The following is a 7,545-nucleotide window of genomic DNA, read 5'->3' on the forward strand; positions in this document are numbered from 1 at the left end:
AAGACCCAGCAACTGGAAAGCCACGGTTTAGGATAAGAAAATATTTTTCTTGAACCTAACATATTTTCAATATCTTTTCCAGCAGTTTTTGCAGTTCCAACACCACTTAATATAGTGGTAGGTGTTGATAATTTTGGTTCATTAATAAAAGCTTTAAGTGAAGGTACAGAATCTCCATTTTTCCCAAAATAAATCCTATCTTCTCCTATTAATTCTAACATTTCTTCTTCACTTACTCTCCATTGTCTGGTAAATATTTTTCCGGAAGGTGTGGTGATTGAATAATAATTAGGACTATCTTTATTGGATTTTTCTTCTGTTGATGAAATAATTGCTTGTTTGTATGGTCCTCTAGGATCGTTATCAGGATTATCATACTCATTTTTATAATTTCTTTCTTCGATAAATTTATTAAAGTATGTTTTATTTTTATTTTTATAACAAATTAACACGTATTCATGTTCTAATCGTACCCTATATGTTATTTTCATTTTTCCAGAATCGTTATCAACTTTTTGCCAGATTAAGTTATCTATATTTTCTTCACCAAATATTTCTTTACACATGACAATTAAATTAGAAAATTCATTATCATCAATACTTATTAATAATACGCCCTCTTCTGATAATAAGTTTCTTGCTAATCGAAGTAATGGATAAATCATATTCATCCAGTTTGTATGGTATCGTCCAGAACTATTGGGATTAGATTGAAATTTTCCTCTTTCTTCTTCTTTCTCTATATATTCAGTTTCATTTTCTTGAAAATTATCTTTGTATATAAAAGAGTCATTACCTGTATTATAAGGAGGATCAATGTACATCATTTTAATTTTACTTTGATAAGATTTTTGAAGTAATTTTAAAACTTCTAAATTATCACCTTCTATATATAAATTTTCAGTGGTATTCCAATTTTTACTATTATTTTTGTCTGGTCTTAAAGTACAATGTGATGGTTTTTGAAACTCTCTAATAGCATCATGTTTACCATTCCATGTAAATTCATATTTTTCATCTTCATCATCTATTTCATCACCTAAAACCTCTTTAAGTTTATAAAAATCTATTTTACCTTCAGTAACAATTTCAGGGAATAATTGCTTTAATTGTTCTATATTGTTTTGGACAATATCTTCTGATTCTAAATTTAATTTCGTGATTTCCATAATAGTCACCTATAATCTATTGATTAATTCTACTTTTTCTTTTTCATATTCATTAATTTGTATATTTAATTCCACTACTTCATTGAAATTAATATCTTTTTTGATTTGGGTTTTTAATTCTTTAATATTATTCTCTATTTCATCTATTTCTTTCAAAATTTTCTTTTTTTCATCTATGAACGTTCCAGTTTTTTCATTTTTTAAGATGTAAGATCTATAGTTTATTAATGCATTATACACGTCATTGTATAATGTATAAAAGTTCATATTGTTCAGATTTTCTAGTTTTAAATCATTCATTAGTTTTTCTGTTTTTTTATTTATCTGATTAAAATTTATCCATCCTGTTTTTATCATTTCTTCTTCATATGTAAATATTGAGTAATCTGAGCCGTGTTTTTTTACATGTGCAGCATAAATATTTACTTCATTTTTATATCTGAAGAATAGTAAAGAGGGGTGTGGCATTGTTCTAAAGAGGATATCTGCTATTCTCTTTATTTTTTGTTTTTTTCTTAATTGTATTTCCACAATTTCGACTTCTAAGTATTCTCGTATTTCATCAACATAGAAAGGTATGTTAAGATCTTCTTTTGTGAATGCGTATTTCCATGTTATTAGTTCTATATTTTGTTCTATTATTTTTTTATCTCTTGTTTTCAAATCACCATTTTCATAAATTAATGTTTTATGAATTTTCCGATTATCTAGACATTCATCAGGATAATTCAGCAAATCTTTGTATAGATCCATAGATATCACATCAATATTAAGAATGTTATTAATTCATAATTTTCTAATCCATTAATATCTTTTTTTGTGCGCGTTGTTGGTCCTCTTCTGAATAGGCTTTTTACTCCTACTTCTTCTGTTTTTCCTTGCGTATTTTCTATGGCTAGTCGTAATAGTTCTGAATATTTATCCATTTTTATACCATTTCTGGTTTCTTTGTTGAATATTTGTACTAGGTCCTGATATACTTCTGTTTTACCTGAGCATAGTTTTTTATAGTAGTCCATTATTTTTTTAGATTGCGTGTAATTGTATTCTACTGTTTTGTCTTCTGTGATGTATGTTAAATAGTATGGGCTTAATGGGTTTTCTTGGTTTGTTGTTTTTGTTTCTTTTAGTAGGAATATCACTCCTTTTTGTAGTTCATTTTCTAGTTCTGACGGTATTTTTACAATAGAGTAGGTTCCGTTTGGTGTTTTTTCTAGTTCTTTTTCATTTTTGTCTTTGTATTCCATTAATTCTATTTTGAAGTCGTTGAAGGTTAAGTCTGTTATTGAGATTCCACCGCTTATGTCTTCTAGTTCTATTACTTGGTCTTGTAGTTGTTGTAGTTGTTTTCGTCTGTATTCTAGTTCATGTTTTTTGTTTTTATCTAGTAAGTTTTCGTCTCCTGTTGCTGAAACGTTTACCATTACCATACGATTTTCTACTCTTTCTTTTAAATCTATGTATTCGTCTAGTTCTAAGTCTGGCCAGAAGTTTACTAGTTGTATTTCTTTGTTTGCTGAACCTATACGGTCGATTCTTCCGAATCTTTGTATGATTCTTACAGGATTCCAATGTATGTCATAGTTTATTAAGTAATCACAGTCTTGTAAGTTTTGCCCTTCACTGATACAGTCAGTAGCGATTAGTATGTCTATTTCTTCTGTTTTTTCTGGTTCTATTTTTTCTCTTTCTTTGGATTTTGGTGAGAAATTTAATAGTACATCGTTTATATCATTTGCAGATACTTTTTTCATTGTAGTTTTATTTTTATGTCCTCCTGTTACTAATGCTGTGTTTAGATTGTATTTTTCTTTTATTTCTTTATGAAGGTTGTCATATAGGTATTCTGCCGTATTTGCGTATGTTGTGAATATGATTATTTTCTTATTGTCTTTGTTTATGGGGTTGTTAATTTTCTCGTCTATTTTTTGTTTTAAGTTGTGTAATTTTTGGTCACGTTGGGCTGTTATTTGTTCTGCATCTTTTAATAATTCTTCTAGTTGTTGTTTGTCTGTTTCTAGGTCTTTTTTCCATCGTATTAAATCCATATCTTGTAATTTAATGGTTTTTGTTTTATTTTGTCCAAAACTATATTCTTCATATTCTTCTTCAGAGTCCAACAAATCTTCATCAATTCCACTAACATAATTGACACTGTTTGTTGTTAACGTTAAGCAGTAGTTTATTTTGTTAAGCGTTTTTTGTACAGTTTTCTTGAATGAGTATATTGAACTTTCCAGACGTTTTAGTAGACTGGTTCTCATAAGATGGACAATATTCGTGTCACGATCTAATTGGGTGAATGTTGAAGTTCCACCTTTAACTTCTTGGTCAAGTATTTCTGTATATTCTTGTATTTTGTTTGGTAGGATGTATTTAACTGGTGAATATACACTTAAATTTAGGTTATTGATTATAGCATCAATTTCTTTGATTGAAGGGAATTCATTTTTGATGTCAATTTCTGATCTTACATTTTCTGGTTCTAGTTTTGTTGGAAATGTTCCTATTTCTTTATCATCATAATATTTTAAGATATGTTTACGGCTACGTGCTATAGTGAGTGTATCTAATAGCTTGAAATAGTCTGTATTTACTTTGTTTGTGAAGTTTTCAGTAGTTCGTTCTTCTGCATCTAATTTACTCCATTCATTGAATACTTTTTGTGCTGTTCTAAGCGTTGAATCTATGCTGTTAATTCCTATGTGGGTTAAGGCATCATCATGTTCTTCTGTGATAAGTGCGATTTGATTTTTTATATCAGTCATTTTGTTGTTTACAGGTGTTGCTGATAACATGAGAACTTTGGTTTTTACTCCACTTTTTATAATTTCATTCATTAATCGTTGATATCGTGTTGTTTTATCTTTATATTGTGGATTATTACGGAAATTGTGTGATTCATCAATTACTACTAAGTCATAGTTACCCCAATTTAATGTTTTTAGGTCAATATCTCCACTTTTTCCTTTGTATCTGCTAAGGTCTGTATGATTTAACACATCATAATTAAATCGGTCTTCATTAAAAAAATATTACGTTATCATTTTTTATGTATACTGTCCAGTTGTCTCTTAATTTTTTAGGAACTAGCACTAGTATACGATCGTTTCTTAGTTGATAATATTTCATAATGGCTAAGGCAGTATATGTTTTTCCTAATCCTACACTATCTGCAATTATACAACCATTATATTTTTCAATTTTATCAATTGCACCCATTACTGCATCTTGTTGAAACTTATATAAAGTATTCCATATTTTTGTTTCTTTAAACCCTGTTTCTGTCTTAGGTAATGTATTTTTATCTGTGTTATGTAAGTAATCATTGAATAAATGGTACATGCTATAATAGTATATGAATTCTGGTGAATTTTCTGCATACATGGTCTGTAAATGCTTAAGAAATTCATCTTTAACATCTTCTACTAATTGGGTATCGTTCCATTGTTGTTCAAATATCATTAATTGGCTGTCTGTCCATGTTTTACCATACATACATGTATTATTGTCTTGTCTATTGGATGGTGTAATTCCTAGACCATCACTAGTAAAATCAACAGTTCCATTAATACTAATACATTTTTCATCTTCTTTATTTCCTAAGTGTATCATTCTAGGATACGCTGGATTAGAATTGATATAGCTTTTCACTTCAACTTTATCTTTTATCCATTCGGCACATTCACGTGTGATTGCACCTTGTGTCATTTCATTTTTTAGTCTTAATTCATATTTGTTTCCAAAAATATCTTTAGAAATATCTTTTATTTCATATTCACGAGTTTCTGTGTTATCTTTGTTTTTAATAAAAGATGGTTCTGTGAATATAAAACGCATATTATCAATATCATTTAACTTATTTTTTAATTTATTATATGCATAAATACTGAAAGAACCACTTATAACAGATAATCTAGAATTAAATGTTAAGTATTCATTTAATTCGTTGAAAACAGTATCTTGATTTTTATTGTTTAACGATTTTGGAGGTTTCATATAATCACCATAGATTATAACTGTCCTTTTTTCCGTAATATTTTATTTTTATCATATTCGTCTAAGAGTTTCGAAATTACACTATTGTAACTATCGTTTACGTTACCTATTTCATTTAATCTCTTTTTATTGTCTATAGAAATTCTTATAGTAGTGCTTTTATTCATAAAAATCACTTCTTTCGTAATTATTACATATATCTCTTATTTTATATAATTGTATACAGTGTATAGAATATTTACATTAACCGTGTTTAGGGAAAAATAGTTGTAAAAAGGGATTAATAAGATAAAATCATATTTATTAATTAGGTGTATATTGATGGTAAAAATTACTAAATGTCTTAATGATTGGAATGCTACAGTAGAAGCATTAGGACAAGGAAAACAAACAATACTTATAAGAAAAAACAGTACAACGCTAAAAGAATTCCTACTTTATCCCATGGTTAGTTATGCAAACAAAGAGGATTATCTTGATTCTTTTAAGGAATCAGAAAAAGATTTTGTTAAGAAAAATACATTACCAAACGTTGAAGATAAATCATATGAAGTTAAATATTATGCTACAGTAGAAGATGTCTTTGAAACACCTGTAAGTCGTATTGGTAAGTTTAATAATTATCATATATGGACTAAAAAACACGTTTCAGGATACTTTAATACTAAAAATGCTAATATCTGGTTACTTAGAGTGTATGAATTGGATGAACCAGTTTATTGTGGTAGATCAAGAGGTATGGTTTTTGCTAATGTTAATAAAGAAATTGAACTAAAAGGTAAACCCGTAATAAATGATAAAGATTTTAAAAAGTTGAAAGATGAAATTTTGAATAAATAATTTATCATGATTTGATTTTTTTCAGTACAAATAATAAAAGAAACATTTTTAATATAATCAATTATTATTGATTAATGTTTTCATTTCTTTAAAAAATAGGTTGTTGATATGATGAAAATTGGTAGAAATGACCCTTGCTACTGTGGTAGTGGAAAAAAATATAAAAAATGTTGTTTAAAAAAAGATAATTATCTAAATAATCTTCCAAATAATGCTTTAAAAATGTTACGAGAAGAATTTTCTAAATATAATCAGAAAGAATTAATTAAAACATTAGTAGCATTATCCCTATGTCCGGAAAATCAGTCCCAATATGTTCGACTTGAAGTAGCTACACAAATTGCCTGCTCAAACACTCAATGTGGAAACAGAGATATTTCAATAAAAGAACTAAATGAATTATTTCTAAAATATCTTCCTTCAAAAGGGCCAATCGGTTTGTTAGAAGATCCTATAGATAATTTATTTACAAACAACATTGAATTCTATAAAAATAATATTATATTTTCAGGGCCATCTACAACTGAGTATCATATATTACAGAATATAATTAATTGTATTCAATATAATTCTTCTAGTTTTTCTGATGAATTTATGGAACTTTTTTATCAAAATTCAAAATTTATCTTATATTTAAGTGATTTTATTGCTAAAAAATCAGGACATGAACGTTATGAAGTTTTTGATAACAGATTTAGAGAAGAAATCCTTTTTCCTAATATTAATGAATTAAATAATCTAAAAAAATGTGTTACATTTGATATTAACAAATTAAAAGTTTTTAAGAATTCAATCAACATTAAAGAAATGATATGCGATGATTTTATTATTGAAATAGGTGATAAATGTTTTATGAATATTATCTTTTATGAAAATGATTTTTATAAAAATTTTAATGAAAAAACTCTTGAAGAGGTAATGTATTCAGAAAATATATACAAAAATCCTTTATTCACCTATCCTATAATAAAAATCGATGATACTTATCTTATTTATCCCCAATTATTAACTATTTCACTTAGGCATAATATTTTATCAAATATAATTAAATATAATGAAAAAAAGAACTTTATATCAAAATATCAGAATTATTTATGGTCAAATATTTTGTTAAATTTAAAAAATAAATTACAGTTTGAAGATTTAAATTATGAACTACCTAAATGGGAAAATACAATATTCAAAGATAAAATTTTTAAAATAGATACTGATAAGTTAACTTATTGTATTCTAATTAATGATAATTTAAAGGATTATGATAAAAATGGGCCTTGTGAAAGGATAGATTTAAATTATAAATTTATAATAAAAAATAGAATAAAAATAGTTAAGAAACATCTATCTAAATCTAATTTCTTAAACGGGGATCTATTAATAATTTTATTTGTCGGTATGTCTGGAAGATCGTATGTTACAGAAATATCTGAAAATGATTTAATAATTAATACTGAAGAATTTGAGATATTAGTTAATTCTGGAAATTATGATAGTTTGATACTTTATAAATTTGCAAATTTGTTAAAATATAGTAATATTT

At 26.5% G+C, this 7,545-nt stretch carries 6 protein-coding genes; 2 read left to right on the top strand and 4 right to left on the bottom strand.

Annotated features, from left to right (window positions below):
• The 4 genes from A9758_RS04555 to A9758_RS07640 all read right to left on the bottom strand — a co-directional run.
• A partial coding sequence (locus A9758_RS04555; RefSeq protein ID WP_143740873.1) for a site-specific DNA-methyltransferase occupies window positions 1–1,169 on the bottom strand: 1,169 nt, incomplete at its 3' end.
• Window positions 1,170–1,178: 9 nt separating this feature from the next.
• Complete coding sequence (locus A9758_RS04560) at window positions 1,179–1,922, bottom strand: DUF4391 domain-containing protein (protein ID WP_011406069.1); 744 nt, start codon at window positions 1,920–1,922, stop codon at window positions 1,179–1,181.
• Window positions 1,923–1,927: 5 nt separating this feature from the next.
• Window positions 1,928–4,171: a DEAD/DEAH box helicase gene (locus A9758_RS04565; protein WP_011406068.1), complete on the bottom strand. Its 2,244-nt coding sequence runs from the start codon at window positions 4,169–4,171 to the stop codon at window positions 1,928–1,930.
• 22 nt (window positions 4,172–4,193) lie between these two features.
• Entirely contained in the window at window positions 4,194–5,168 is a 975-nt protein-coding gene (locus A9758_RS07640; RefSeq protein ID WP_011406067.1) for an SNF2-related protein, read from the bottom strand.
• Window positions 5,169–5,489: 321 nt separating this feature from the next.
• Here A9758_RS07640 and A9758_RS04570 point away from each other — a divergent pair, with 321 nt between their 5' ends.
• The gene (locus tag A9758_RS04570; protein ID WP_011406066.1) at window positions 5,490–6,008 is read left to right on the top strand and encodes a DUF1802 family protein; all 519 of its coding nucleotides are present in this window, start codon (window positions 5,490–5,492) and stop codon (window positions 6,006–6,008) included.
• Between the two features lie 111 nt (window positions 6,009–6,119).
• Window positions 6,120–7,545: SEC-C metal-binding domain-containing protein (locus A9758_RS07645; RefSeq protein ID WP_233144176.1), on the top strand; the 1,426-nt coding region annotated here is incomplete at its 3' end.

This window comes from Methanosphaera sp. A6 (assembly GCF_001729395.1).
Taxonomy (GTDB): domain Archaea; phylum Methanobacteriota; class Methanobacteria; order Methanobacteriales; family Methanobacteriaceae; genus Methanosphaera; species Methanosphaera stadtmanae.